This window comes from Microbacterium sp. CCNWLW41, assembly GCF_037083505.1.
In genome coordinates this window covers 638,047-662,345 of the sequence record NZ_JBAOJP010000001.1, presented here as the reverse complement: position 1 = coordinate 662,345, position 24,299 = coordinate 638,047, and the positions used below count along the sequence as shown (strand labels likewise).

Here is a 24,299-nt window from a genome sequence, read left to right as displayed (position 1 = left end):
AGTCTACGTGGCTCCCGGCGGGAGGCATCCGGGGCGCGGGCGGGCGGGCGCGCCTCACGCGAGCGTGTCGAGGATCTCGGTGAGCAGCTCGAACGTCGTCAGCGGCGAGATGATCGCGAAGCGCAGCACCGGCTCGCCGGCGTGGGAGCTCGGCACCACGAAGGCCAGCTGCTCCTCGAGGAGGTGCTCCGACCACGCCGCGTAGTCCGCGAGCGACCATCCGTCCCGGCGGAACACCACGACCGACAGCTGCGGATCGCGCACGAGCGAGAGCCCGTCGCGCCCCTCGATCTCGTCGGCGATGCGCCGCGCGAGGTCGATGCCGTACTCGATCGCGGCGCGGTACTGCGCGGTGCCGTGCGTGGCGAGGGAGAACCACAGCGGCAGCCCTCGGGCCCGGCGGGTGAGCTGGACGGCGAGGTCGGACGGGTTCCAGTCCGGCTTGCCGGTGAGCGTGTCGAGGTATTCGGCCTTCTGCGTGTGGGCCGAGAGCGCCAGCGCCGGCTCGCGGTATATGAGGGCGCACGCGTCGAACGGCGCGAACAGCCACTTGTGCGGATCGACGATGACCGAGTCGGCCAGCTCGACGCCCGCGAACGCCGGCCGCATGCGCTCCACGAGTATCGCTGCGAGACCGTACGCGCCGTCGACGTGGAACCAGACGCCGCGCTCCTTCGCGACCGCGCCGACGCCGGCGATGTCGTCGACGATCCCGAAGTTGGTCGTGCCGGCGGTCGCGACGACCGCGAAGACGGCGTCCCCGTGGGCATCCAGCGCCCGCGCGACCGCGTCGGCGCGCAGGCGTCCGTCCGAGTCGACCGCGGCGGGCGCGATGTCGACGTCCATGACCGCCGCCGCCGAGGCGATCGAGGAGTGCGCCTCGGCACTGCACACGACGACCCACCTCGTGGGCGCGGGGCGCCCCTCGTCCACGAGTCGCCGGCGCGCGGCATCCCGCGCCGTCACCAGTGCCGAGAGGTTGCCGACGGTGCCGCCCTGCACGAACACGCCGCCCGCGGTCTCGGGGAGCCCGAACTCCCGCGCGAGCCAGTGCAGCACCTCGTTCTCGGCGTAGACGGCTCCGGCGCCCTCCATCCACGAGCCTCCGTAGATGGCGGATGCCGACACCACGAGGTCGAAGGCCAGCGACGCCTTGCTCGGCGCCGACGGGATGAACGAGAGGTAGCCGGGGTGATCCGTGGACACGCACGCCGGCGCCAGGACGTTCTCGAAGAGGGCGATCGCGCGGCGCGCGCCGATCCCGTCGGGGGTGATCGAGCCGGACGCCAGGCGCTGCAGCTCCCGCGGTGTCATGGGCTTGTCCAGCGGAATGTCCTGGTACAGCGCGCGCCGCCGGGCGTAGTCGAGCACGTCGTCGACGGTGCGCGTGGTGTCGGGTGAGATCCGGTGCATGTCGGCGGGCGCGGTCATGGGAGTGCTCCTGGGTTCGGGTCGACACCTCACGGTAGGGGCGCAGCGCCCGCTGTTCAACACTCGGCCGATCGGGCAGGAATGGAGAAGCGCGGGCGGTGGCACCCGTCATAGCGTGAGGATCACGAGCCGCGAAGCGGCCCCACGAACATGAAGGAGAAAAAGATGGCCGGGAAGACATCGTCCGACGGACTGACTCAGGAAGAGCGGGAAGCCGTCAAGGACCGCGCGAAGGAGCTGCGCGCCCAGGCGAAGGCCGGAAAGAGCCGGGAAGCGGGCACGAAGCAGGTGCTCGAGGCGATCGGCAAGCTCGAGGGCACCGACAGGGTCCTGGCCGAGGGCTTCTACAAGGTCGTCTCCGAGACTGCGCCCGACCTCGTGCCCAAGACGTTCTACGGGTTCCCCGCCTTCGCCGATGCCGACGGCAAGGTGGTGGTGTTCATCCAGCCGGCGTCGAAGTTCAAGACGCGCTACGCCACGATCAACTTCGACGAGCCGTCTCGCCTGGACGACGGCGACATGTGGCCCGTGGGCTTCGCGGTGCTCGCGTGGACACCGGCCGTGGAGAAGAGGATCACCGACCTCGTGACGCAGGCCGTCGCCTGACTCAGGGCCCGCCGGCGTCCTCCGCTCACGGAGAGAGGAAGGCCAGCGCCGCCTCTCGGAACACCCGCGACCCGGGTGTGTTGAAGTGGTGCCGCCCCGGGATCTCGACGAACGTCCCGTGCGGCGCCGTCGACGCCAGCGCCCGGGAACGCTGCAGGATGGCGTCCTCGGACCCGGTCGCGAACAGCACCTGCTGCTGCGGCGGCCGCTCGGGATCCGGGTCCGCGTCGCCGAATCGCATGCCCTCGGCGAGCGCGATCAGGGCGCGCAGGTCGTTGTCGCGCACCCGCTCGGCCAGCCGCACGTAGTTCTGTGTCACCGGATCCTCGACCGGTATGCCGTGCTCGGCATACGCGCGCGCCTGCTCGATCCGCAGCCGGCCCAGCGGTCGGCCGTCGGGGATGCCGCCGAGCACGGCGCGGCTCACGTGCTCGGGCGCGTCGACCGCCAGCTGCCAGCCGACGCGCGCTCCCAGTGAGTACCCCACGTAGCGGGCGCCGTCGACGAGGTAGGTGTCGAGCACGGCGACGAGGTCGGCCACGAACGCGGACATCGAGTAGGCGAGCGGGTCGTGCGGCTTGTCGCTCGCGCCGTGCCCGCGCTGGTCCACCCCGACGACCCGGTAGCCCGCGCGGGTGAGCGCGCGCACCCAGCCGGTCTCGACCCAGTTGTCGCGGCAGCTCGACGCGAAGCCGTGGACGCACAGGACGGTCTCGGCATCCGGCTCACCCCAGGTGTACGTCGCGACCCGGTATCCCTCCGCCGACATGACGTACGTGGGCGGCGGCATCTCGGTGCGTGCGAGCGGGGAGGGTGCGTCCATCCGCCCATTCTGCTCCGCACCGACGGCGCCCGGCCACGCCCCTGCGCGAGGGCCGCATAGGCTACGCCTCGCGCGCGCAGTTGGCAACCGGCTGAGTCGCACCGGGTCGGCGGCATACGTTCGCAGCATGAGCACCGACAATCCTCGGGACCCGAACCGGAACACCGTTCCGCCCGGGTCGACCGCAGCAACGCCGCGTGATCCGGGCGACGATCGCACTCGCCCCCTTTACCAGGGGAGCGACGCGAACGGCAACGGCATCCGCGACGATCGGGAGCCGGTACGCGCGCAGGCTGTGGACCGGGACCGCGACGGTGTCGCCGATGCCCGCGAGGGCTCGCTGCACGACACCGTCGTCCAGCGCGAGAAGGAGCGCTTCGGCGGAATGAAGTTCGGCTCCGCGTTCTTCGGGTGGCTCACCGCCCTCGGAGCGCTCGTGCTCCTGACCGCCGTCGTCGCGGCGATCGGCGCTGCGACGGGCCTCACCGCCCCGGAGGTCGTGGAGGACGCGGCCGAAGCGGCGAGCGAGAACCTCGGCGGCGCCACCGTCATCGGCGCCATCGCGATCGCCCTCGTGCTCTTCGTCGCCTACTTCGCCGGCGGATATGTCGCCGGGCGCATGGCGCGCTTCAGCGGTGCCAAGCAGGGTCTCGCCGTCTGGCTGTGGGCGATCGTCATCGCGATCCTCATCGCCCTCATCACCGCGATCGCCGGCAGCCAGTGGGACATCCTCGCGAACGTCGACATCTTCCCGCGCATCCCGGTCAGCGCCGACACCGCCACCCTCACCGGCATCCTCACCGCCGTCGGCGCCGCCGTCATCGCCCTCGCCGGAGCGGTGCTGGGCGGCATGGCCGGCATGCGGTACCACCGTCGCGTCGACCGCGTCGGACTCGCCGGAGAACGCTACTGACGTCGCCGCCGGGCGACGACCTCGACCCGCAAGGGACTGAACCCACAAGGAAAGGAGATGCCCATGGGCGTCGGAGATGACATGAAGCACAACGCAGAAGACCTGAAGGGCAAGGCCAAGGAGGCCGTCGGAGACGCGACGGACAACGAGCGCCTCGAACGCGAAGGCCAGGGCGAGCAGTTCAGCGCCAAGATGAAGAAGGCCGGCGACGACGTGAAGGACGCGTTCACCGGCGATCGGTGACCTGCCCCTCCGGTGCCCCGGGATCCCTTGGATCCCGGGGCATCGTCGTGTCACCCCGGGGGCTCACGACAGGTGGGCTCGCAGCCCAGCGTCGTGGGCTCAGGGCACGCGGTAGCCCGCCGCGCGGAACAGCTCGTACCACTCGGCACGGGTGAGGGCGACGTCGGATCCCTGCGCGGCACCGCTCACGCGCTCGGGCGTCGTCGTGCCGAGCACGACCTGCATCGCCGCCGGGTGACGTGTGATCCAGGCCACCGCGATGGCGATCGGCGGCACGTCGTACGCCGCGGCCAGCCGATCGATCACGGCGTTCAGATCGGCGTAGTCGGGAGAGCCCAGGAAGACGCCGTTGAAGAACCCGGCCTGGAACGGCGACCACGCCTGGATCGCGATGTCGTGCAGCCGGCAGTAGTCGATGATGCCGCCGCTGTCGAGCGTGACCGACTGCTGCTCGCCCTGCATGTTGGCGGCCACGCCCTGCGCGATCGACGGCGCATGGGTGATCGACAGCTGGATCTGGTTGGCGACGAGCTGCTGCCGCACCGACTTCTTGAGCAGGTCGATCTGACGCGGCGTGTGGTTCGAGACGCCGAAGGCGCGCACCTTTCCGGCGGCCTCGAGCTCATCGAAGGCGCGCGCCACCTCGTCCGGCTCGACGAGGGCGTCCGGCCGGTGAAGCAGCAGGATGTCGATGTAGTCGGTCTCGAGCGCACGCAGCGATCCCTCCACGGCCTCGATGAGGTGCTCGTACGAGAAGTCGAAGTACGGCCCCTCGCGGACGATGCCCGCCTTCGTCTGGATCGTGATCTGCTCGCGCTCCGACGGCGAGAGCCGCATCGCCTCGGCGAAGCGGCGTTCGCAGCCGTGCATGTCGCGGCCGTAGACGTCGGCGTGGTCGAAGAAGTCGATGCCCGCATCGCGGGCGGCGCGCACGAGGGTGCGGACGGCGTCGTCGTCGAGGTCCTGGATGCGCATGAGCCCCAGCACCACGTCGGGTGCCGGGCGGTCGATGCCGGTGAGTCGGATGGTCTTCATGGACTCACGCTAGGCACTGCGGAGAGGGATGTCCAAGGCGCCCGATCCCTCCACGTTCACCGATCCGTCCCGGATTCGTCGCCGGCACGTCAGCGGGAGGCCGGGCGGCCGCGATTGCGTCGGCTCCATGAGTCGATTCCCCACACGACGCGTCCTGCCGCGCCTTCTCGCCGCGGCAGCCGCGGCGGCCACCGCCGTCGCGCTCCTTCCCGCCACCGCTGCCTCCGCCCAGCCCGTCGCCGCTGCCCCCGCGGCGTCGCAGTCGCCGTACGTGCAGACGCACGTGCCGACGCTCGTCGCCCGCGCCACTCTGTCGGCCGACCACCTCGAGCCCGGCCCGGTCTCGGGCGCGCTCGCGACTCCGGCCAACGGCCGCACCGGACCCTGGAACGGCCAGGTCATCCCCGGCTTCTCGGCTGCGATCGACAACGGCGACGGCACGTTCTGGGCGCAGCCTGACAACGGCTTCGGCGCTAAGGGCAACTCCGCCGACTTCCTGCTGCGCAACTACCTCGTGCGTCCGGCCTGGCAGACCGCCGAGGGCGGCGCCGGCGAGATCGAGGTCGAGCGGTTCATCTCGTACAACGACCGCAACGGCGTCCTCGACTTCCCGATCGTCAACGACGGCACTGACGAGCGCCTGCTCACCGGCGACGACTTCGACATCGAGTCGGTCGTGAAGGCCAAGGACGGCACGTTCTGGGTCGGCGAGGAGTTCGGCCCCTTCCTGCTCCACTTCGACGCCGACGGCACGCTGCTCGAGAAGCCGTACGCGCTGGACGGCGCCAAGTCGCCGCAGAACCCCTACCTGCAGCCGGGCGAGACGCCCCGCGTGCGGGCGAGCCGCGGGTTCGAGGCGATGGCTGCCTCGGCCAACGGACGCTACCTGTACCCCGTGGTCGAGCGCTCCTACGCCGACGACGCCGACCTGCGCCGCCGCGAGATCCTGGAGTTCGACACGCGCGCCGGGCAGTACACCGGCCGCACGTGGAGCTACCAGACCGACCAGGAGCCGAACGTCATCGGCGACGCGTTCACCGTGCGGGGCGACGTGCTGATCCTCATCGAGCGCGACGACTTCGAGGGCGAGCAGTCGGTCACCAAGCGCGTGTACGAGGTCGACCTCCGCCGCACCGACGCCGAGGGCTACCTCGAGAAGACGCTCGTGCTCGACGCGCTGCGCATCGCCAACCCGTACGGCATCGGCGCGGGCGACGGCTACGGCACCGGCGAGGTCTTCTCGCTGCCCGTGCAGTCGTTCGAGACCGTCGTGCAGCTGAAGGACGGCAGCCTGCTGATCGGCAACGACAACAACTACCCCGGCAACGACGCGCGCATCCCCGGCACGCCGGACGACACCGAGTTCGCCGTCATCGACCTCGACAAGACCAAGATCGAGCCGTCGACGGTGAGCCTCATCGGCCACCGCGGTGCGAGCGGGTCGCGTCCCGAGCACACCCTGGCCGCATACGAGACGGCGATCGTGCAGTGCGCGGACTACATCGAGCCCGACGTCGTGTCGACGAAGGACGGCGTGCTCGTCGCGCGCCACGAGAACGAGATCAGCGGGACGACGGATGTCTCCACCCGGCCGGAGTTCGCCGCGCGCAAGGCGACGAAGGTCATCGACGGATCCGCCGTCACCGGCTGGTTCACCGAGGACTTCACCTTCGCCGAGCTGCGGACGCTGCGCGCCAAGGAGCGCCTGCCCCAGACCCGCCCGGCGAACACGGCGTTCGACGGCCTGTACGTCATCCCGACGCTCGACGAGGTCATCGACCTCGCCCGCCACTCGATCAGCTGCGACGGCCGCACGGTCGGCGTGTACCCCGAGACGAAGCATCCGTCGTACTTCGACTCGATCGGGCTGTCGATGGAGGAGCCGCTCGTCGAGGCGCTGCGCGCGAACGGCCTGGACCGGGCCGACGCGCCGGTGATCGTGCAGAGCTTCGAGACCGCCAATCTCCGCGACCTCGACGCGCTCACCGACGTCACGCTCGCGCAGCTCATCAGCGGCTCGGGCCGGCCGTACGACTTCACGGTCTCGGGCGACCCGCGCACGTACGAGGACCTCGTCACGCCGTCCGGCCTCGCCGAGATCGCAATCTACGCCGACGGGGTCGGACTGGAGAAGTCCGTGATGATCCCGCGCAACGCCGACGGCCGCCTGGGCACGCCCACGCCGGTCATCGCCGACGCGCACGCGGCGGGGCTCTCGGTGCACGGCTGGACGTTCCGCGCCGAGAACCAGTTCCTCCCCGTCGACTTCCGCTCCAGCGCCGACCCGAGCGCATACGGCGACCTCGACGGCGAGCTGAAGGCGTTCGTCGGCGCCGGCATGGACGGGGTCTTCAGCGACCACCCCGGCATCGCGGCGGTGACGATCGACACCGTCACGCTCGCCGGCTGACCGTCGCGGAGGGGCGGAGGATGCCGGCGGCGTCCTCCGCCCCTTCGCGCGTGTCAGCGCACGGCGCGATCGTGGGCGAGGTCGATCAGCCGCGACAGGACCCCGCCGCCTGAGCGCAGCCCGTTGTGCTCGTGCTCGCTCGTCACCCACGTGGCGACGCCCGGCAGCAGCCGGGCGGTCTGCATCGAGAACTCCAGCGGCACGAAGAGATCGTTGACGTAGACGGCGGCCGCACCGCGAGCGCCGGACGCGGCGATCGCCGCGGCGTCGTAGAGCTGAGGCCATTCGAACTCCGCGAGCTCGAGCGTCACGTCGCGCCACGGCTGAAGGCCGGGCACGGTGTCGGCCCACTCCCTCCGCACGTGCTCGCCGGTGAGCAGCGTCGGATCGTCGCGGAAGTCGTCGGGCTCGGTGCGCTCGGCCGACCATCGCGTGGCGTGGCCGTCGGCGTAGCTGGACTCGTGGAAGACGTAGTACAGCGGGTTGCGCGGGCCGAACGGCAGGGCGGCGAGGAGATCGTGCCGGAACGCGTTGGTGCGCGGATCGAGCTCGAGGAGGGACCAGAGCGTCTGCCAGCCGTCGTTGGATCCCAGCAGCGAGCCGACGGACCGCACCCGTGACACCGAGGCGACCTCGCCGCCCGGGAGCACGAGCTCACCGCGGTCCGCGAGGTCGACCACCCGCCGCATCGCGTCGCGATGCCCGGGGAAGCGCCGGTAGTACCGCTCCGACGCGTCGCGCAGCTTGTCGTACGCGAGCGCGTAGATGTCGTCGGGGTGGCGGCCCACCGCGCTGAGCCCGCCGGTGATGTAGACCTCCGCGAGGGAGGCGGCATCCGTCGACAGGTATGCCAACGTGGTGAACCCGCCGAACGACTGGCCCAGCACGCTCCACGTCGGCGTGCCGAGGTGCTCGCGAAGGGCCTCGGCGTCGCGCACGATCGAGTCCGCGCGGAGGTGGGTGATGTACTCGGCGAGATCGGCCGTGCCGCGCTCGAGGTCGCGGTCGCCGACGGGTGTCGATCGACCGGTGCCGCGCTGGTCGAGGAGCACGACACGGTAGTGCTCAAGGGCCTCGTCGAGCCACGACGGTCCCGACGGCGAGTGGAAGGGACGGGGTGCCTCGTGCCCCGGTCCCCCCTGGAGGAACACCAGGTAGGGCAGGCTCTCGCCGCCCTCCCGCGCGACGACGGCCGCGTGGATGTCGACCGTGCGGCCGTCGGCCGCGTCGTCCCACACCAGCGGAACGGTCAGCGTGTGGTCGTGGATGGTCAGGTCCTGCATGCGGCGCATCGTCACGGGCATGCGGTCGAGCCTAAGGGCACCCGCCGACGGCGGTCAGCCCCGGGTGCGACGCCGGTCGCGCGCGGAGAGCACCGGGAACCGCCGCCGGTGCCGGCCCGGCTGCCGCGCCGCCGCCGGGAGCACGATCGGCTGCGTGACGACCGCGTCCACGACCATCGAGCCGTCGGTGGGGCCGATGACCGGGATGGGCGTGGTGGGGGTGGCGACCATCGGCGTGACCGGCGCGTGCGCGAGCTGCCGGTGCGCGTGGATGTACGCCGGCACGAGGACGAGCACCGCACCCAGCCACGCGAGAGGATTGCTCGCTGCGACCCCGATGAAGCCGAAGATGCCGCCGAGCACGACCGCCGCCCCCACGCGCATCACGAGCTCGATCACGCCGGTGACGGTCGGGATCAGCGTGTGGCCCAGCCCCTGCAGCGCGCCGCGCAGCACGAACAGGATGCCGAGGATCCAGTACGTCGCGCCGTTGATCGCCAGCATCTGCGCGGCCATGCCGACGACCTCGACGGCACCCTCGCCCACGAACAGCCGCACGAGCGCCGCACCGAAGGCGATGAGGAGCACGCCGAGGACGATCGAGGCGGCCACGGCGATCCACGTCGCCTGCGTGACGCCGCGCCGGATGCGGTCGGGGCGGCCGCCGCCGTGGTTCTGGGCGACGAACATCGACACCGCGAGGCCCAGCGACTGCAGCAGCGCGACGGCGAGGCCGTCGACCCGGGACGCGGCGGTGTATGCCGCGACGGCGTCCGCGCCCAGCGTGTTCAGCGCGACCTGCACCGACAGCGTCCCGATCGCGATGATCGACGCCTGGAAGCCCATCGGCAGTCCGAGGCGCAGGTGGTCGGCGAGCTCTGCGCGGCTGACCCGCCAGTCCTCGCGGCGGACGTGGAGCACCGGCATCCGTCGCCGCATGAACTCCAGGCACAGGAGCACCGAGATCGCCTGCGACACGACGGTCGCCAGCGCCGCCCCGGCGACGCCCCAGGCCAGCGGGCCGACCATGAGGATGACGAGCCCGACGTTGAGCCCGCACGCCAGCGACAGGAAGAGCAGCGGGGTGCGCGAGTCGCCGATCGCCCGGATGATCGCCGAAAGGTAGTTGAAGAACATCATCGCGCCCGCGCCGAGGAAGCTGATCTGCGCGAAGACGACGGCGTCGTCCATCAGCTCGGGGGGCGTCTGCAGCATCACGAGGAGCGGCTCGCTCAAGAGCGGCGCGCCGACGGTCAGCACGACCGTGCAGGCTGCGGTGAGGATCGTGCCGGCCGCGACCGAGCGCCGCACCGCCGCGAAGTCGCGGGCGCCGAACGCCTGCGCGGTGGGGATGGCGAAGCCGGACGTCAGACCCCAGGCGAACCCGAGCAGCAGGAACAGCATGCTTCCCGTGGCCCCGACCGCGGCGAGCGCGTCGACGCCCAGGTGGCGGCCGACGACGATCGCATCGATCACGTGGTACAGCTGCTGCACCACGTTGCCGATGAGGAGCGGGACGGAGAACAGGACGATGACGTGCCAGGGGCGGCCCGTCGTCAGGGCGGTAGGCATGGGGCGGCTCTTGAACGAGAGTGCGGAAAGAGGGCGGATGCCGCGACCGCGGCTGCGAAAGACCGTGCGGCGACAGACCTCCCATACTATCGAATCGATTCGGATCCTTCACGCCCGAATACCGGCGATGACCGTGACTCAGTCCGATTCGGGGAAAGACTTCATCGCCCTAAGCGGCGGCGACAGCACCGCGACGATCGCGGCGACGGCGAAGACGATCGCCACGACGACGAGCGTCCACGCGTCACCGACGAGACCTGCCGCCGCGCCGCCGGCGAGGGCGCCGAGCGCCGCCGCGGTCCGGTTGGCGGAGCGGATGTTCGCGTTCACGCGTCCGAGCAGGGAGTCGGGCGTGACCGCCTGCCGCAGGCCCATCTCGTTGGCGTTCTCGACGCCGGCGGCGAGCCCGTGGATCGCGAGCGCTATATAGAGGAGCACGGGTTCCGCCCACAGCCACGCCGTCGCCCCCACCACCAGCCACGCGATCGGATAGGCCGCACGGGCGACGATGATCGCCGGCCCGGTGCCCAGCCACGACCCGAATCCCGACGCGAAGGTCGCGCCGAGCAGAGCCGCCGATCCCGAGACCGCCAGCAGCAGCCCGAACGTGAAGGCGGTGAAGCCGAGGGATCGCAGCGCCAGCAGCGAGAGCACCGTGAACGCGATCCCGTTGGCGAAGAACCAGACATGCGTCGACACCGCGAGCGGTCCGAGCGTCCGGTGGGCGTATGCCCAGCGCAGCCCCTCGAGGATCTCGCGGCGGAGGTTGCGCTCGGGGCGGCGCTCCCGCCGCTCATCGACGCGGATGCTCGCGTTCAGCAGCGCATCGACGAGATAGCTGACCGCGTCCACGGCCAGCGCGATCGGCGCTCCCAGCAACGCGACGAGTCCGCCACCCAGCGCCGGGCCGACTGTCTGGGCCGCGGCATCCGTCTGATCCAGTCGCGCATTGGCCACCACCAGTGAAGACCGAGGCACGAGCCGGGGGAGGAAGGACTGCGTGGCCGCGAACCCGAACACCGAGAAGGAGCCGAACAGCAGCACAAGCACCACGAGCATCCAGATCTCGAGCACGCCGGCCAGCCAGAGCACCGGGATCGCGCCGAGCGAGAGTGCTCGGCCGATGCTCGACCAGACCAGGATCGGCCTGCGGCGCCAGCGATCCGTGTAGGCGCCGGCGATCAGCCCGAGCAGGGCGTACGGCACGAACTGCGCGGCATTGACGATGCCCACCTCGAACGGGGTCGCGCTCAGCAGCTGCACCACGAGCACCGGCATGGCGACCGCCGTGACGGCTGTGCCGAACGAGCTGATCGCCGCCGCCGTCCAGTACCGTCCGAACGAGCCGCGCGGCGGCGGCGCGGCGTCAGCGGGGTGCGCGCTCACGACGGTCGTGTCGGGGTCACGCCATCCACGCTGTGCGGCCGAAGCGCTCCCACCGCTCGACGACGCGCGTGTCCGCCGCGCCGTCCGCCGGCTCGAGCACCGCGCGCCCCTCGATGAACACCCGCTGCACGCGCGACTCGACCGCGAGCGGGTCGCCCGACCACACGACCACATCGCCGTCGCGCCCGACCTCGAGGGCGCCGACACGATCGTGCAGACGCAGGATCTCAGCCGGATTGACCGTGAGCGCGGCGAGAGCCGTCTCGGCGGGCAGGCCGTCGCGCATCGCGAGGATCGCCTGCAGGCGGATCTGGTCGATGGGGACCACCGGGTGGTCGGTCGTGATGGCCACCTTGACGCCCGCCTGCGCGACGAGCGCGAGGTGGCCGATGCCGCGGTCGCGCAGCTCGACCTTCGATCGCGAGGTGAGCATCGGGCCGAAGATGACGGGAATCTGCTTCTCGGCGAGGACATCGGCGATCTTGTGCGCCTCGGTCCCGTGGTTGACGACCAGCGTGTAGCCGAACTCCTCCGCGAGCCGGATCGCCGTCGCGATGTCGTCGTGCCGGTGGCAGTGCTGATCCCAGAGGAGGTCGCCCGCCAGCACGGCGGCCAGCGTCTCCTTGCCGAGGTCCCGCTCGAACGGCTCGTCCTTGGCGAGGGCGGCGTCACGCTTGTCGGCATAGTGCTGTGCCGCCGTGAACGCGCTGCGGATGACGGATGCCACGCCCAGGCGTGTCGACGGCGTCTGCTTGAGCTCGCCGTAGACCCGCTTCGGGTTCTCGCCCAGCGCCGCCTTCACCGACACGTCTGCGGCGAGGATCTGCTCATCGACCGTCCGGCCGCCCCAGGTCTTGATGGCGACGGTGCGGCCGCCGATGGGGTTGCCCGATCCCGGCTTGATGACCGCGGTCGTCACACCGCCGCGCAGCGCGTCGCGGAAGCCCATCTCCTCGATGTCGATGCCGTCGAGGGCGCGCAGGCGCGACCCGTTCGGATCCGTCATCTCGTTGGTGTCGTTGCCGGACCACCCTTCGCCCTCCTCGTGCACCCCGAGGTGACCGTGGGACTCCACGAATCCCGGAAGCACCCAGCTGCCGGACGCGTCGACCACCTCCGCGCCGTCGGGGACCTCGGTGTCGGGTCCGCCGACGGCCGACACGACGCCGTCCGTGACGATCACCGTGCCGTTCGGAATGGGGTCAGCGCTGACAGGGACGACGTAGCCGCCGGTGACGGCGAGAATGCGAGCCATGCCCTCCAACCTACGCCGGGACCTCAGACACCCCAGCGGGCGATGCTGAGCTTCTCGTGGAACCACCGCGTCAGGCTCAGCGGATGGTCCACCCGCCGTCGACGACCAGCGTGTGGCCGGTGATCAGCGACGCCGCGGGAGAGCAGAGAAACACGACGGCTCCGGCCACCTCGGTCGGTTTGCCGATCCGATGCAGCGCCGCGATCCGGTCGATGACGTCGGCGTGGAACTCGGGGTCGGACAGCGCCTCGGCCGTGCCGTCGGTTTCGATGAACGTGGGGGCGACCGCATTGACGCGGATGCCCCGGTCGCCCCACTCGACCGCATGACAGCGAGTCATGTGCAGCATCGCCGCCTTTGCGATGCAGTACGACGACTCGCCGGGCAGCGCCACGATGCCTGCTTGCGACGCGATGTTCACGATCGCGCCCGCGGCCGGCATCGAGCGCGCGACGTGCTGTGAGAGGAACAGTGCCGAACGGACGTTCAGCGACCACACCGCGTCGAAATCGGCCTCCGTGACGTCGATCGCCGGCGCGTTCACCCCACCGCCGGCGTTGTTCACGAGGATGTCGAACACGCCATCATCGGATGCCGCGTCGATCGACGCTCGGGCCTCATCGAGCTGCGTGACATCGAGCGTGATCGAGGATGCGGAACCGCCCTCAGCCCGGATCGCCCGGAGTGGTTGTTCCGCGCCGTCCGGATCGCGGACGCCCAGGACCACGTGAGCACCGGCGGCTGCGAGCGCGTGCGCGATCGCAAGACCGAGACCGCGGTTGCCTCCGGTGACTAGAGCTCGCCGGCCGGTCAGATCGAAGTAGTCCATGTCGCTCCTCAGTCATCCGCTCCCGAGGGCGCCGCCTCGCGCCCTTCCTTCGGTCCCGCCCGACACTAATGGCCGCTCGAAGGACGGCGCGCATGTCGGACCGCGGGCGCGCGAATTCATGCGCTACGACACCTGGGTCCAGTGGCGAACCACATCGTCGCGATCCACGAGGAACCGGTCGTCCTCGGGGTAGTAGACGGCGGTCTCGATGTCCGCGCCGGCGAAGCCCTTGATCGCCTCGAGGCTCTGCCAGCGCGACACCGTCACGATCTCGGTCGTGCCGTCGCCGAGGTCGCGTGTCAGCATCCACGCGTCGAGGTTCCCGGGCGTCTCGCGATACTCCCTCATACCGGTGCGTTCGATGTACGCGACGTACTCGTCGGTGTCTTCACTCCGCACACTGCCTCGCCACATCCGGACGATGGCCTTCTGCGCCGTCATGCCGCCATTGTGCGCGGATATCGGATGCTGCGCACCCGGGTGCGCGGACACCCTTCGCGCCTATCCCGCCAGGAGGGCGGCAGCAGCACGCAGGCCCTCAGCATCCGCCGAAGCCCAGCGGGCCACGATGCGCCGGGCGCGATCGGCCTCGGTGCCCGTCAGGCGGGCGAGCAGCGGTCGCACGACGTCCAGGGCAAGCGGCTCGATGAGATCTGGAACGCGGGCGTCGCGGAGGAACCCCTCGATGCGGGTGAGGTCGTTGCCGCTGAGCGCGTCCACCTGCCCCTGCAGCAGCACGATCGCCGCGAATCGGCGCTCGAAGACGGGCGTCGCCCACAGCTCAGACGCGAGTGCGGTGATGTCGTCGTGCTCGAGTCCGCGATGTCGCCGCAGCGCGTCGCGGACGGTGCCGCGGATCGCGCCGACCGAGGCGCCGTAGACCCGCAGCCCGCCGACCGACTCATCGCCGTCCGCCCAGGTTCGCCACTCCGACGCCTCGGCCCGCAGCGTGCGGTCGATGAAGGCGGCGGCGGGTGATTCCACATCACCATCCTCGTCGACGACGATCTACCGATGATCAGTGATCGCGTGCGGCTTGCCGATCCGTGAACGGAAGACCTGCGAGGCCTGCGCGCCCGTCGGGCGGCGGCATCCCGCCCGCCTACGACGAGAGCAGCTCCCGCCGCACCACAGCGGCGCTCCATCGTCCCAGCATGGTGCCTACGACGGTGTCCGAGATGTGATGCTGGCCGCGGTAGACCCGCGAGAACGCGATCGCGCCGGGAATGCCGTACCGAAGGAGGGGGCGGAGGAGCCGCGCGCCGCGGGCGCCGTGGCTGTCGAGCAGGTCGGCGAGCGTGCCGTGGAGCGCGAAGGCTGCCGCGGTGTGCCCGGAGGGGAACGACGACGTCGCGTGTGGCTGCTCGGGGCGCCACACCCCCTGGGGTCGTGGCCGTCCCACGAGCGCCGCGGACGCGACGAAGCACGCGGTCTCAAGTGCGAGCGCCGCCGCTGGCGCGACCGCTGAGCGCCGGTCCCGCGTCAACCACCAGGTGATTCCGCACCACATCGCACCGTTCGCGATGGTCTGCGGCACGCCGGAGTACCACGAGAGCAGCTCGGTGACCCGGTCGATCGGCTCGCGTAGCCCAGTCGGGACGGCGGGGTCAGCCGCGACGGCGCCATCGTCCGACCCGTGGCCGAACGCGTCCTGGAGCGCACGCACGGCCCGATCCTCGCGTGGGTCGTCGCCGCCGAGAAGCCGCATCGCCCGCCCAGCCGCGGTCAACACCACGACCGCGCCGAGCCCCGACAAGACGACGGCTCGGAGCAACGGCATGCCCGCATCGTAATGGCGCTGCGCGGAGGGGAGTACGTCGGAGCTTCCCACCGCTCCATAGAGATACGCCACCACGGTCGGCCCGCCGCGACACTCCGGTCATCTCCGCCTGCGGTGTGCCAGGCGGGTTGTCAGCCTTCGGCGACGAGGGTTGACCATGCGACGTCGATCACGCAGAGGCCGTCGTCGGTCTCGCGGTAGAACACATCACCCGGGAACGCTGAGCCGGGTGCCAGACCCTCCGGCGGGCCCTCGAGGTTGATGTTCCATTGAGGATCGAGCGGAACCTGCGCTTCCCAATAGTCTGCGAAGAAGTGCTCCGGCTCGCCGGCCGACAGGCCCAGCCAATCGCTCGGGCCTCCGAGCTCCGCCTCGGAGTCGGCGCAGACGAGATCGGTCGGATTCCCACCCGCCATTGCGTCGATGAGCTCCTCGGTCGTCTGGATCACGCGCGCGCCGTCCGTTCCCCAGATGACCGAATCGAGCGAACAGCCGGTGAGCCCGACTGACAGCGCGAGCGCAACGAGCCCGCACGATGCGCGACGAAGATGAGTCACCACGCGAATCTAGCGAAGGGTTGCGGCAGTCTCTCGCTCTGCGTGCGCGGGATTGGCAGTGTGTGGTGCTTGGCGTGGGTCAGCTGCCGGTCATGTTGCGAAGTTCGCGAGCTATGCCCGCAATCACGACCGCCCCGACGATGGCGGCCACACCGCTGAGGAGCAGGATTTTGATCCACGTCGCCAACGCCGAAGCTGTCTCCCGGTCATACGTCGTGTAATCGGTCACTTGGACGAGCACGTTCCACAGCATGAACGCGACGACCCATGCGAGTGCGCCGACGATCACGAGGGTGACCATGTACGGGTTGCGTCGGGCGTTCGCCGCTTCCCCTGCCGAGGCTGCCTCTTTCGCAGCCACGGTGCTCTCGGCCATGCGTGAAGTGTTGCACCGCCGGGCGGGCCTGGCAACGCGCACCTTCATGTCTTCCGGTCGGTGAGGTGTGGATGCCACACGTCGGCCCACGGCTGCAGGTCTCGACCTCCGATCCCAGCGTGTCCGCCCGCCTGCGGCCGGTCCCTCATCGGAGCCGATTGTCTGAGCGGCTCACACAAGCCGAGTCCGGTGTCGCCGTGTCTGTGCGCTTGACGTCGTTGAGCGCAGGGAGACGTGTGCCGGTTCGTTACGTTGTCGCGGGGATGCCGATGATCGGCTGCTGGAGCTGGGTGAGCCACTGCGACTGCGGCAGCGGTTCTGACTCCAGGTAGACCTCGCGTCCTGCGCCGGCCATCGTCACCCCAGCCTGAGCAAGGCCTGTCATGAACTCGTGCCAGGCGTCGCCGATTCCGGGCATGTCGCCGCGGTAGTCGAAGACGGCAGCGTGCGGGACCTCGGGAAGTGTGACGACCTCCCACGCCGGATTCTCGACGGGATCGCCACCGGCGATCCACGAAACCCACACGCGCATGTCGTCACTGCCGTCGACCGGTTCGTACCAGAAGATTCCCGGCTCCTTGAAGTCGACGCCCGATTCCTGCAGCGCGCGAAGGAGCGGGGGCAGGATGCGATCGACAACGGGCGAGACGTTCTCGGGCCCGCTACCGGGAGCAATCTCGCTTGTCGCATAGACGGTGACGGCGGGCAGGGAGGTGTAGGTAATTCCGCTCACGGTGCGAGCTCCTTCCAAGCGGGAGAGTCGCGCATCAATCCGGGCGACGCGTGCGGCATCTGCCGCGATCGAATCCGTGAGCTCCTCGCGTCGGCGGGCCAGGATCGCGCGAGTGGCGGCATCCCGATCATTCGACGAGAGCACCTCGGCATCGTCCAGCGAGCACCCGAATCCGCGGAGGTCGACGATCCGGAGGAGGTCCGACAGCTGCAAGGAATCGTAGCGCCGGTATCCCGTGGACGGGTCGACCCGAGCGGGCTTGAGCAGCCCGATGGCGTCGTAGTGCCGCAGCATTCGCGCGCTCACACGCCCGTATGCCGCGAACTCTCCGATGGTGTACATGATGGAGACCACGATCGACCCTGACACAGTGAGAAGGTCAAGCGGAACCGCAAGAAGGCCGAGCGGATGGCGGTCCGCATGGGCCGCGGGCGCTGTCGCCCTCAACGAGCCTGGCCTCCGGCTCGCTGGGCGGTGTGCCGCGGTCCTATGCTCGGCTCATGATGCGGATCGGCAGGTCATCATCGGTTCTGGCTTTTCGCGAGACGAAGCGGGAAGCGCTGGGACGCGCCGGGTTAGCCGCGGTCGCCACGACGCTGCTGACGCTGCAGGTTGGATGCGCAGCCAGCTCCGTCACCGACGGTGACGGCAGTCGAGCGGTGCTGTACGACTCGATCGACGGGCTCGCGAGCGACAGTACGGCGATTGTGATCGGCACAGTGACTGACCAGCGGACCGACGGCGAGACGACAATCTCCACCCTCGATGTGTCGAGCGCGCCGGCGTCTCCGCAGCTAGGAGCCGCTGCTCCAGAAGCTGAGCCAGTCAGCGCCGGGGACGCCGTCGCTGTCCGGCAGGATCCGTCGTCCCGGCCTCTCCTCGAAACAGGCAAGGAGTACGCGTTGTGGCTGACTCCGACGATGCTGGACGGCGATGCAGCCAACGACTTCTTCATCACCGGATCGAATGCGGGGATGTACCTCGTAGACGGGGACATCGCTCGCCGTGTGGCAACGGAAACGGGAGACAAGCTGCCCGAGACGATCGAGATCGCGGGGCGACCCTGAGCGACCATACGGCGCGGGTCTTCCAGGGTTAGCCCTCGAGCCGGTCCGCAAGTGCGCAGCCGGGGTGACCGCTTGCATCAGCCGCGCAGGCGAGTCTCCACGGTGGAGCCGTCGGCCGCGCTCGGAACCGAGAAGTGCGCGGAGCCCTGGGGTGCCGTCACGCGATAATCTCCAGCGAAGCCGCGCACCCGTACGCGCCCGTCCGCGTCGGGACGCAACGCCTGGGGAGCGTGCCACCACTCCCCGCGGATGAGGCCGCGCAGGGCACCGTAGGCGGGCTTGGGTGAGGCGTCGGAACGGAGGAGCCCCGACGGTGCGCCCAGCCATGACCCCTCGTCGGTCAGCCCCCAATAGGTGAGCGACTCCACCGCGGGGTGCGCCACAACCGTGCGGTAGTGCCGCACGAGCTCGTCGGCCTGTCGGGCCTCACCCTCCGGCGTGGAGGGCCAGGAGTCGACGACATAGTCGTTCAAGTCGACGATCTCCGCCGGCATGAGGTCGCCCGAGAGCAATGTCGTCTCGGTGAGCTGGAGCGGCAGGCCGAAGCGGGCAAATCGCTCGAGGATGTTCCAGATGTTCTCCTCGCCGCGGAAGCCCTGGTGCATATGTGTCTGCAGGCCGAGGGCGTCGATCCGCACCCCCGCGTCGAGGCATTCCTCGATCAGCCGCTCGTAGTCCGTGCTGAGGTCGAAGTCGTTCAACACGAGCCGGGCGGACGGATTCGCCTCGCGCGCCGTCTCGAACGCCAGACGCACCATCGCCACGCGACCCTTCGCCTGAGCGAGCCGGGTGACCGCGTTGTCCTCCGCCGTGAAGACCGGCAGTATCACCGCCTCGTTGATTGCGTCCCACAGGTCGATGACCCCCGTGAAGGCAGTGACCTCTCGGACGATGCGGTCTCGGATCGTGGCCTCGACCTCCGCATCGGTCCGCTCCTGGAGCCAGCGCGGGGCGAGCGTGTGCCAGACGAGCGGATGCCCCTTGACCCGCACGCCTCGGTCCGCGAACCAGCGAGCCGTCGTGAGGAGCCGAGCGGTGTCGGGATGCCCTGGCTGCGGCTCGAAGCCGCGCCAGTAGAACGGGAGGGTGACGCTGTCGAACAGATCGAGCCAGGCGTCCAGGAGCTGCACTGCCCGGTCGGTGTCTGCGCCGCCGAAGACCCGCGAAGCGCCACCGTCACTTTGAGGCGGCCCACCGAGCAGCTCGACGAAGTCGAAACCGATGTTCCCGAAGCCGAACGCGTGCCGTGTCTGCTCCACTGTGACGGGTCCATCGGTGAGGGGGGTGCCGTCGGGGGCGATCAGCTTGAGGGAGATCTCCTGGAACCGATGCGAGAGGTCGGGTGCCGACATCCGCTCTCCTTCAGATAGGGGCCGAGGTGTTTTGTTTCTCTTCCCGACATATTCGCATGTCTTGTCCCACCGGCCAGCGACGCTCAGGGTGTCTATCAACAGGTGTTGGACCACGGGATCGATCCGACGAGCTGCCAGCCACCCGCACGCATTCCCTACAGCCAACAACCCCAGGAGTAGTCCCTTCTTCGATGCGGATCTCGATCCGCTTGCGAGCAATGAGCGTTCGACGGGACCGCCTCGGCGGCCAGCTGTCAGTCCGCGGAATCCGGGTGAAGTCGATTGGGGCGCGCTCGCACCGCATGCCGGCCGGCGAGGAAGGCGACCGCCAGGAGACCGATCGTGAGAACCACCCAGCCGGCGATCGTCGTGCGGGACAGGAAGACGCCGCCGCCGCCGGGCACGAATGTCGCATCGGCGAGTGGCTGATAGGCGAACCAGCCGAACGTCACCGGAGTCAGCACCCCGATGAGCAGCACGATGCAGCCGATGCCGACGATGACACCGGCAATCACCCACGCCAGGGTCGATCTCTTGCGTTCGCTCACGCGTCGACACTATCGACGGGTGAGCGGCGGGATGCCCTGCGGGTCGTCGGTAGCAGACCCGAGTGGGGTGGTGCACCGATCTCGAGGTCGGTCGTGTCAGCTCGATTGCAGGTTCGCGACGCGTGAAGCGACGAGCGCTGCGACGGACTCGACGGGTACTCGCGCCTTGCGGTAGAGAATGTCGTCGAGGGAGATCCCGTCGATGCTGTCGTAGATGGAGACACGGGCGAGTCGAACACCTCCGGTTGCCGCGGAAATGTCCTTCATCGCGTCGTAGAGCGCGCGCTGCTTCCATCGGGGCGCACCGAACTCCCCGAACACGCCGTCGGGGTCCGCTCCGCCGAACATGCGCTTCGCGGAATCGTTTGACCACCGCTTGCCGCCGGTGCCGGAGTAGCGCTCCCACTGCTGGCTGTATTCGCGGTATGCGTCCCGCCAAGGAAGCGCGTTAGCCCACTCGGTCTGGAGCGTGAGGTCACGGTACCGATTGAAGTGGAACGACTCGTCTAGCTCGACCAGGAGTTCACCCGAGAACGACAGGTCCCAGCTGCCTGGGGCGAACGATGGCTCGGCCGCGTGTCCGCCGAGAGCCCGGTAGAGCGTCATGATGCTCGTAGCCGCTTCGGGACGCATCGTCGCGAGCCGAGGAGCTGCCGGACGGTCGGCAGGAGCGAGGCCCGCCTTGGCGAGGATCGACAGGAGTTCCCGTGCTCTCGCGCCAGTTGCGACCATTCAAACATCCTGGCAGTGATCGGCTCGCCATCAGATCCGGATCCGTAGTCGCGCGATGCGCATATACGGCTGCCTCGGGAGCACTCGTCCGCTCGCTAGGAGCGGCATCGATGTCGCGCGGGCGGCGTAGGCTCGCGCCGTGGCCACCCTCGACGACGTGCGCAGGATCGCGAATAGCCTGCCCGGCAGCGAAGAGCGCGCGACGACGGGTGGCACCGCGTGGTTCGTCCGGAGAAAGCTGTATGCGTGGGAGTGCCACCCATGGCCCAGCATCCCCGACGACATTCGTGCGATCCTCGCAACCGAGCTCGTCGTCGCCGTCAAGGTCGCGGACCGGATGGATGGATTCGCTCTGGTCCAGATGGAGCCCGAGGTGTTCCTGCGGACGACCACGCCCTGGGGCGAGCCGAAAGTGGCTTTCCGGCTGGCCGCGATCAAGGCGGACCATCTGGCCGAGCTGGTGACCGACGCCTGGCGCGTTCAGGCTCCCAAGTATCTTCGCCACGAACTCGATGCCGTCGCTCTCGGCGCACAGGCGACCGGGCCCAACAGTAGTCACGACGAGTATGCGGACGAGGGCGAAAGCCTCGAGCTTTGATGCCACGAGCCGAACTGCCCGAGCTTGGCCCATCACCCCGTCGGAGAGGCACGTCCGATCCCTATCCGCGCGTTGCCCGTTGGTGGGACCTGGCGAGGATGCGTCGGCGTCCACCGGGGCGAGTCATTTGCGTCGATGCGGAAATCGTTCGAGAGGCGTGGCGTATCGTCGTGCTCTTATCCGAGAGAGATGCCCCGCGACGGGTTATTCGCCTGTTCCCGGACTACGCGCGCGACTGGCCGCTCTGGGAGAACTCGACCCCCACCTGGGACGTCGGATACACGACCAACCCCGAGATGTACGGGCTCCCAGACGAGCTGGCGCGGGACATGGCGTCATGGAACGCGTTATGGGAGTCGCGCTTCGACCCGTTCGACGGCTGGGATACCGAGCGCAATCGCGAGACGCGGCGATTGCAGGGTCCAGATATCGCAGCGCGCCTTGAACGGGAAGTCTCCTCGTTCGCAGACGTGGAATATGAGCCGTGGCCGCTCGGCGACTCCACGGACTAGCGCCTGGCAAGAGGTCACCCCAGTCCTGATGGCACCTCTGAGGCTGGCGTCGCACCGATCCCTTTGAGGCGGCGACCGATAGCGGAACCGCAACGTGCATTCCCATCCCGGAGGAGCAGTGCTTGCGCCAGTTCCGGTCGGAGTCTCATCCCATCCCGGGCGCCCCGTACTGGGCTCCGTCGGGTAGCTCGGGGCAGGAGGCGTCGGCGGTCTGGGCTGCGATCTCTGCACGCACGGCGATGCCCCCGGAGACCGTCCGGAGGGTATACACGATTCCCTCCTGGGCGCCCATCTCGGGGATGTAGCCGAGGGTCATCCCGTCGCTGTTCGTGTTGTCGGGCCGGTGGTCTCCCCATACGGAGATGAGGCCACCGGCGGGGTTCGCGTCGAGCCAGTCGACGGTGTCGCTGAGGGTGGCGTCGGGGACCAGCCAGAACGCCTCAAGCTCGGAGACGGGCCCGCACGGCCAGCCGGTGTACGAGTAGAACGAGGCGACATTCGATGAGGCGGTCGTCGTGCCCGGCGGGAGGGAGATATCGTCCAGCCAGGCCCGAGCCTGCGCCCGCGCCTGCTCATCGTCGCTTCCCGATGCGATCACGTCCGAGGGGGGTGGTGTCGATTCTGGCGTGGTCCCCGCGGTCGGCGCGGGCGCACCTGCGGGCGCCTGACCGGTCGCGCATCCGGTCAGGGCGAGGGTGGCCAGAACCGCTCCGGCGAAGGTGAGGCGGTGACGCATCCGCCCACTCTAGGGGCACCTGCTCACTCCGTTCTCCGCGGACCTCGGACCCCGACCTGCCCATCGGTCTGTCATGTCGATCCTTATGTGGGCAGTGCGCGGTGGAGGGGTCACCCCGTGCGGGCGGTCATTCCGTCATTCGGGCGGGGATGTCTCGGCTGGAGTGAAGCACATGCCGGACGTCGACGAACTCAGGTGTGTCGAAGCAGATGATGACGTACGGGTTGGTTCGCAGGGCGAAGACTCGGACACCTGGGATGCCGAGCTCGACCTCGAGCCGCGCAGATCCGATGGCGGGGTGATCGCTGATTACGCATAACGCTGCTTCGAACTCATCCACCAGGCCGAGCGCCGCATCCAGCGCGCGTTCGTCCAAGTAGTGGGAGATCGCGGACTGCAGTTCCGTTTCCGCGGTGGCGCGGGTCCGTACCCACTTCCCGGTCACTGGGTGGAAGCGTCGTCGCCGGCGTCACGGATCGCACCGCGCAGCCGATCGAAGTATGCACCGTCCATGGTCTCGGAGAACTCCGCATCCGCAGACGCGAGGATGCGTTCGCGGAGGAGGGAGCGGTCGCGGTCGTATCGAATCAGCTCACGCACGTACTCGCTGGTTGTGCCGAAGCCTCGCTCGGAGACCTGCTCATCGACGAACTGCTTCAGCGAATCGGGGAGGGAGACATTCATCGTCACCATGACGTCAGGATACGACCCTTGGCAAGAATTGCCAAGGGTCGATCGGGCCATGCGGAGGACCGGCGGAGCCGGTCGCTTCAGAAGAGGTGAGCGTCCCAAGTGCCCAACAATGCCGCGCGACGCTTCTGCAGTTCCCGGTAGACGGTGGCGCGGGAGACACTGAACAGCTCCGCGACCTCCGCCTGGGTGTATTCACCCCGGTCCTGGACCTCGAACAGCAGCTTGCGTTGCGTCAGCGACAGCTTCGGCTGCTTACCCTTCAACCTGCCCTTCGCCTTCGCGACCGCCATCCCCTCCTTCGTTCTCATGCTTATCAGGTCGCGTTCGAACTCGGCGACCATCGCGAGCACGTTGAACAACAGTCGCCCGACCGGATCGGTGGGGTCGTACCTGCTGCCGCCGAGGCTGAGCGCGACGCCCTTTGTCGTCAACTCGTCGGCGATGTCCCGCGCGTCTTTCACTGACCGGGTGAGCCTGTCCAGCTTGGTGACGACGAGGGTGTCGCCTTCGCGGACGGCGGCGAGAGCTTCGCGGAGCCCGGGTCTGGCGCGGTTGGTGCCGGTCAACCCGTGATCGACGTAGATGTTCGCATCGCGAACTCCCATGCGCAGCAGTGCGTCACGTTGGGACGTGAGGTCTTGATCGGTGGTCGAGACCCTGGCGTATCCAATCTGTATCCCATCCATCCGCTCAGCGTCCCACCCGGGTCACGTCGCACTCCGCTCGGATCCGTATACGGGCAATGCCCGATGAAGGGAGATCCCGGGCCGCTGTGATGGCGTTCGATTGCGATCCGTCAGCGTACAGCGAACGAAAGCGGGACCGCCGT

Annotated in this window: 27 protein-coding genes; 6 read left to right on the top strand and 21 right to left on the bottom strand. The window is 69.3% G+C overall.

The window, feature by feature from the left end; genetic code table 11:
• Nucleotides 1-54: 54 nt before the first annotated feature.
• Nucleotides 55-1,431: a pyridoxal phosphate-dependent decarboxylase family protein gene (locus tag V6R91_RS02885; RefSeq protein ID WP_336394082.1), complete on the bottom strand. Its 1,377-nt coding sequence runs from the start codon at nt 1,429-1,431 to the stop codon at nt 55-57.
• 165 nt (nt 1,432-1,596) lie between these two features.
• Here V6R91_RS02885 and V6R91_RS02880 point away from each other — a divergent pair, with 165 nt between their 5' ends.
• Nucleotides 1,597-2,037 (top strand): hypothetical protein, encoded by a 441-nt coding sequence (locus V6R91_RS02880; protein WP_336394081.1) that lies wholly within the window; start codon nt 1,597-1,599, stop codon nt 2,035-2,037.
• 25 nt (nt 2,038-2,062) lie between these two features.
• Here V6R91_RS02880 and V6R91_RS02875 read toward each other — a convergent pair whose 3' ends face one another.
• The gene (locus tag V6R91_RS02875) at nt 2,063-2,860 is read right to left on the bottom strand and encodes an alpha/beta fold hydrolase (protein ID WP_336394080.1); all 798 of its coding nucleotides are present in this window, start codon (nt 2,858-2,860) and stop codon (nt 2,063-2,065) included.
• A gap of 127 nt (nt 2,861-2,987) precedes the next feature.
• Here V6R91_RS02875 and V6R91_RS02870 point away from each other — a divergent pair, with 127 nt between their 5' ends.
• Together V6R91_RS02870 and V6R91_RS02865 are read left to right on the top strand one after the other, a co-directional pair.
• Complete coding sequence (locus V6R91_RS02870) at nt 2,988-3,773, top strand: hypothetical protein (RefSeq protein WP_336394079.1); 786 nt, start codon at nt 2,988-2,990, stop codon at nt 3,771-3,773.
• 63 nt (nt 3,774-3,836) lie between these two features.
• On the top strand, nt 3,837-4,016 hold the full coding sequence (locus V6R91_RS02865; RefSeq protein ID WP_336394078.1) for a CsbD family protein: 180 nt from the start codon (nt 3,837-3,839) through the stop codon (nt 4,014-4,016).
• Between the two features lie 99 nt (nt 4,017-4,115).
• On the opposite strand, the gene V6R91_RS02860 is transcribed toward V6R91_RS02865, so the two are convergent.
• Nucleotides 4,116-5,051 carry an aldo/keto reductase gene (locus V6R91_RS02860; protein WP_336394077.1) on the bottom strand — a complete coding sequence of 312 codons (936 nt, stop codon included), beginning with the start codon at nt 5,049-5,051 and terminating at the stop codon, nt 4,116-4,118.
• A gap of 127 nt (nt 5,052-5,178) precedes the next feature.
• Between V6R91_RS02860 and V6R91_RS02855 the strand changes: the two genes are divergently transcribed.
• A complete protein-coding gene (locus tag V6R91_RS02855) occupies nt 5,179-7,461 on the top strand; it encodes an esterase-like activity of phytase family protein (RefSeq protein WP_336394076.1) in 2,283 nt (760 codons plus the stop codon).
• Between the two features lie 53 nt (nt 7,462-7,514).
• On the opposite strand, the gene V6R91_RS02850 is transcribed toward V6R91_RS02855, so the two are convergent.
• The 11 genes from V6R91_RS02850 to V6R91_RS02800 form a co-directional block, all read right to left on the bottom strand.
• The gene (locus V6R91_RS02850) at nt 7,515-8,765 is read right to left on the bottom strand and encodes an alpha/beta fold hydrolase (protein ID WP_336394075.1); all 1,251 of its coding nucleotides are present in this window, start codon (nt 8,763-8,765) and stop codon (nt 7,515-7,517) included.
• Between the two features lie 33 nt (nt 8,766-8,798).
• A complete protein-coding gene (locus V6R91_RS02845; RefSeq protein ID WP_336394074.1) occupies nt 8,799-10,316 on the bottom strand; it encodes an MATE family efflux transporter in 1,518 nt (505 codons plus the stop codon).
• A gap of 138 nt (nt 10,317-10,454) precedes the next feature.
• Nucleotides 10,455-11,702, bottom strand: a complete 1,248-nt coding sequence (locus tag V6R91_RS02840; RefSeq protein ID WP_336394073.1) for an MFS transporter — start codon at nt 11,700-11,702, stop codon at nt 10,455-10,457.
• 16 nt (nt 11,703-11,718) lie between these two features.
• The gene (locus tag V6R91_RS02835; RefSeq protein ID WP_336394072.1) at nt 11,719-12,957 is read right to left on the bottom strand and encodes an amidohydrolase; all 1,239 of its coding nucleotides are present in this window, start codon (nt 12,955-12,957) and stop codon (nt 11,719-11,721) included.
• Between the two features lie 76 nt (nt 12,958-13,033).
• The gene (locus V6R91_RS02830; protein ID WP_336394071.1) at nt 13,034-13,786 is read right to left on the bottom strand and encodes an SDR family NAD(P)-dependent oxidoreductase; all 753 of its coding nucleotides are present in this window, start codon (nt 13,784-13,786) and stop codon (nt 13,034-13,036) included.
• A 123-nt stretch (nt 13,787-13,909) separates the two neighbouring features.
• A complete protein-coding gene (locus tag V6R91_RS02825; protein ID WP_336394070.1) occupies nt 13,910-14,227 on the bottom strand; it encodes a hypothetical protein in 318 nt (105 codons plus the stop codon).
• A gap of 60 nt (nt 14,228-14,287) precedes the next feature.
• The gene (locus tag V6R91_RS02820) at nt 14,288-14,770 is read right to left on the bottom strand and encodes a DNA alkylation repair protein (protein ID WP_336394069.1); all 483 of its coding nucleotides are present in this window, start codon (nt 14,768-14,770) and stop codon (nt 14,288-14,290) included.
• Nucleotides 14,771-14,888: 118 nt separating this feature from the next.
• On the bottom strand, nt 14,889-15,566 hold the full coding sequence (locus tag V6R91_RS02815) for a phosphatase PAP2 family protein (protein WP_336394068.1): 678 nt from the start codon (nt 15,564-15,566) through the stop codon (nt 14,889-14,891).
• A 131-nt stretch (nt 15,567-15,697) separates the two neighbouring features.
• Nucleotides 15,698-16,123, bottom strand: coding sequence for a hypothetical protein (locus V6R91_RS02810; RefSeq protein ID WP_336394067.1), 426 nt, complete (start codon nt 16,121-16,123; stop codon nt 15,698-15,700).
• Between the two features lie 79 nt (nt 16,124-16,202).
• Nucleotides 16,203-16,499 carry a hypothetical protein gene (locus tag V6R91_RS02805; protein ID WP_336394066.1) on the bottom strand — a complete coding sequence of 99 codons (297 nt, stop codon included), beginning with the start codon at nt 16,497-16,499 and terminating at the stop codon, nt 16,203-16,205.
• A gap of 247 nt (nt 16,500-16,746) precedes the next feature.
• Nucleotides 16,747-17,601: a MerR family transcriptional regulator gene (locus tag V6R91_RS02800; RefSeq protein WP_336394065.1), complete on the bottom strand. Its 855-nt coding sequence runs from the start codon at nt 17,599-17,601 to the stop codon at nt 16,747-16,749.
• A 131-nt stretch (nt 17,602-17,732) separates the two neighbouring features.
• On the opposite strand from V6R91_RS02800, the gene V6R91_RS02795 reads away from it, so the two are divergent.
• Nucleotides 17,733-18,299: a hypothetical protein gene (locus V6R91_RS02795; RefSeq protein ID WP_336394064.1), complete on the top strand. Its 567-nt coding sequence runs from the start codon at nt 17,733-17,735 to the stop codon at nt 18,297-18,299.
• A gap of 77 nt (nt 18,300-18,376) precedes the next feature.
• Here the strand turns inward: V6R91_RS02795 and V6R91_RS02790 are convergent, their stop codons facing one another.
• From V6R91_RS02790 to V6R91_RS02780, 3 genes are all read right to left on the bottom strand, one after another.
• On the bottom strand, nt 18,377-19,651 hold the full coding sequence (locus V6R91_RS02790) for an endo-1,4-beta-xylanase (RefSeq protein ID WP_336394063.1): 1,275 nt from the start codon (nt 19,649-19,651) through the stop codon (nt 18,377-18,379).
• Between the two features lie 254 nt (nt 19,652-19,905).
• Nucleotides 19,906-20,199, bottom strand: a complete 294-nt coding sequence (locus V6R91_RS02785) for a hypothetical protein (protein ID WP_336394062.1) — start codon at nt 20,197-20,199, stop codon at nt 19,906-19,908.
• A gap of 96 nt (nt 20,200-20,295) precedes the next feature.
• The gene (locus V6R91_RS02780) at nt 20,296-20,931 is read right to left on the bottom strand and encodes a DUF7255 family protein (protein WP_336394061.1); all 636 of its coding nucleotides are present in this window, start codon (nt 20,929-20,931) and stop codon (nt 20,296-20,298) included.
• Between the two features lie 139 nt (nt 20,932-21,070).
• Here V6R91_RS02780 and V6R91_RS02775 point away from each other — a divergent pair, with 139 nt between their 5' ends.
• A complete protein-coding gene (locus V6R91_RS02775; protein WP_336394060.1) occupies nt 21,071-21,529 on the top strand; it encodes an MmcQ/YjbR family DNA-binding protein in 459 nt (152 codons plus the stop codon).
• 657 nt (nt 21,530-22,186) lie between these two features.
• Here V6R91_RS02775 and V6R91_RS02770 read toward each other — a convergent pair.
• The 4 genes from V6R91_RS02770 to V6R91_RS02755 all read right to left on the bottom strand — a co-directional run bounded on the left by V6R91_RS02770 (nt 22,187) and on the right by V6R91_RS02755 (nt 24,156).
• Entirely contained in the window at nt 22,187-22,777 is a 591-nt protein-coding gene (locus V6R91_RS02770; protein WP_336394059.1) for a hypothetical protein, read from the bottom strand.
• A gap of 127 nt (nt 22,778-22,904) precedes the next feature.
• Nucleotides 22,905-23,222, bottom strand: coding sequence for a type II toxin-antitoxin system RelE/ParE family toxin (locus tag V6R91_RS02765; protein ID WP_336394058.1), 318 nt, complete (start codon nt 23,220-23,222; stop codon nt 22,905-22,907).
• A complete protein-coding gene (locus tag V6R91_RS02760) occupies nt 23,219-23,470 on the bottom strand; it encodes a ribbon-helix-helix domain-containing protein (RefSeq protein ID WP_336394057.1) in 252 nt (83 codons plus the stop codon). Before V6R91_RS02760 ends, V6R91_RS02765 begins: the two co-directional genes overlap by 4 nt.
• 77 nt (nt 23,471-23,547) lie before the next feature.
• A complete protein-coding gene (locus tag V6R91_RS02755) occupies nt 23,548-24,156 on the bottom strand; it encodes a recombinase family protein (RefSeq protein ID WP_336394056.1) in 609 nt (202 codons plus the stop codon).
• Nucleotides 24,157-24,299 lie beyond the last annotated feature (143 nt).